Origin of the sequence: Pseudomonas sp. H11T01, from assembly GCF_048515765.1 — a bacterium.
Classification (GTDB): Bacteria; Pseudomonadota; Gammaproteobacteria; order Pseudomonadales; family Pseudomonadaceae; genus Aquipseudomonas.
The window spans coordinates 1-957 of sequence record NZ_JBLYED010000069.1; the positions used below are offsets into that span (position 1 = coordinate 1).

The following is a 957-nucleotide window of genomic DNA, read 5'->3' on the forward strand; positions in this document are numbered from 1 at the left end:
GCCCGACCTGATCAGGTCGGGCGAGGTGAATCAGTATTCCCAGAACATCCGTTGCAGCTCTTTGCTGTCTTGAGTCTTGGTCAGCGCGACCATCGCCAGGATCCGGGCTTTTTGCGGGTTCAGGTCATGGGCAACGACCCAGTCGTATTTGTCATCAGGCTGCTCTGCGTTACGCAGTACAAAGCCACCGGCATTTACGTGGGAAGAGCGAATGATCTGTACGCCATCCTTGCGCAGAGCCTGCAAGGTGGGAACCACGCGTGCAGCGACCGAACCATTGCCAGTGCCGGCATGGATGATGGCTTTGGCGCCAGATTGAGCCAGGGCTTTGTAAGCGGTGTCGCTGACATTGCCGTAGGAGTAAGCGATTTCGACGTCAGGCAGGCTCTTGATGGTTTTGATGTCGAATTCGGAATCCATGGTGTGACGCTTGGCTGGCAGGCGGAACCAATAGGATTTGCCTTCGACCACCATGCCCAACGGGCCCCAGGCGCTTTTAAAGGCTTCGGTCTTGATGTTGATCATCTTGCTGACATCACGACCCGACTGGATTTCATCGTTCATGGTGACCAGTACGCCTTTGCCGCGCGCATCTTTGTTGCTGGCAACCGCGACGGCGTTGTACAGGTTCAGCATGCCGTCGGCAGACATCGCGGTACCAGGACGCATCGAGCCAACGACGATGATTGGCTTGTCGGTTTTTTCCACCAGGTTAAGGAAGTAAGCAGTCTCTTCCAGGGTGTCAGTGCCGTGAGTGATGACGATGCCATCGACGTCTTTGCTATCGGCCAGTTCAGCAACGCGGCGACCCAATTGCAGCAGGTTTTCGTTGGTGATGCTTTCCGAAGCGATTTGCATCACTTGCTCGCCACGCACATTGGCCAGTTGACTCAGCTCGGGAACGCCGGCAATCAACTGCTCGATGCCCACTTTGGCCGCTTGATAAGTGGCGCTGTT

General features: G+C 55.9%; 1 protein-coding gene. It reads right to left on the bottom strand.

The annotated features are described in order from the left end of the window. Positions 1–30: 30 nt before the first annotated feature. Positions 31–957, bottom strand: a 927-nt coding sequence (locus tag ACN1C3_RS33205) for an asparaginase (protein WP_419119950.1), incomplete at its 5' end; no start/stop codon positions are given.